The 1,468-nt window shown below is 41.2% G+C and carries 1 protein-coding gene; it reads right to left on the reverse strand.

What is annotated here, in order from left to right; all coding sequences use genetic code 11:
* A partial coding sequence (locus ACT29I_RS25655; protein WP_444794858.1) for an IS4 family transposase occupies window positions 1-1,286 on the reverse strand: 1,286 nt, incomplete at its 3' end.
* Between the last annotated feature and the right edge of the window lie 182 nt (window positions 1,287-1,468).

The following is a 1,468-nucleotide window of genomic DNA, read 5'->3' on the forward strand; positions in this document are numbered from 1 at the left end:
CAAACATGAACCACCGCCCTAAGTTCTTGTTTTATATATTTTGAAAATTTAAAGAACTTTATCGGGCTACAGGACTTTGAATTGTCGTGCCGGGTTATGACGGATTTCGTGATCTGAAACAGTTTATTGGAGATAAGTATCCATATCAGGTTTCCTATCAGCTGACATTTAAACCTTTCTATTTTCATTGGCTTGCACTTGTGGATGTTCAGGTGCGACTTCCATGTTTTGAACAAGATTTCTATTTGCCACCGCAACCTGTATGCCAGGATCACCTTTTCTGCGGATAGAACCTTTGCGGGGACATTTGTGATAAACAGGTTGAAGTGGGCCTTGGCCTTATATTCGCCAGATATGGCATACCCCTTTTTTCTGTTACCTCCCTGTTTGGCTTTCCGTATTCTCCCTGCGGCCACTTGTTCAGGAACAGGGACGATCAGAAGCCGTGACCCGATTTTTTCTTTTTTACCAAGATACACTTCTGTTTCAAGGCTGGCGGCATCGTTTTTCTTAAAGTGATGTCTGATATCCTTCCAGCAGATTGCATCAAAACTGTCTTCGTTTTTCAGGTATACCCCTATTTTCGGAAGCCTGTTAATATAAAAAGCACCATTGGTATCAAAAGCCTTGAGGTAGTTCGTGGTGATATAGCCCAGGTCTCTCATGTACAGTGCTCCCTGTTTCATATCCGACACGGTTTCTTTGCTGTCCTGCTGGTCGTTTCTTGTTGCTTTTGTCAGTTCCAGGTATTGGCTTTCCCCGGAAAGCAGGTCGTATTCGTACTGGATGTTCATCAAAGCCCCCTTTTCCTTTTTGCCATATCCACCAAATGCAGGGTATTCTTTTGCGAAAACCTGGGGTATCGTGAATTTTGAAGAGTCTTTTATGTATAAGGCGGTAAAGGGGCTGTCGGGTGGCAGGATATCTTTGAGGACGCCGGATGTTTGGCTGGTCAAAAAATTTGACAGTACCTCTTCCATAAAAGAAACCGCCTCGGGGGTAAATTTCTTGTGTATGGCCGTTCTGGAAACATTGACCTTGGCATTGGCATATAAATCTAGTTTCAGTCCTAACAGGCTACATTTCTCGGTATCGTCATTGTTAAAAACCAATGACGAAAGGAAGGAGGCAGCCGATAAAGACCGCTTGCGTTTTATAAAACCGTGCCTTATTGCGATTTCGTCTAACTGATCCTCCGAAAAAAGATTCTCCAAACATTTTCCTACTTGCTGAATGTTTTTATTTAAATATGTGTTATCGCTAACGTAAAGGGCATTTTTCTCCAAGAAAAATTTTACCTTTATGGCATAGGCAGTATCTGATTGTTTTAATAATCATTTACTGCCTTTTTATCATAAATAAAATAAATACAGATATGGAGAAAAAACTTATAAACTTCCTCATTGGGGAAGTCCGTCTGTGTATGTGTTTTTGTACCAATAGGTTCCCTTAAGTTAACGGCTATGGA

The organism is Saccharicrinis sp. GN24d3 (genome assembly GCF_052400645.1).
Lineage (GTDB): Bacteria > Bacteroidota > Bacteroidia > Bacteroidales > Marinilabiliaceae > Saccharicrinis.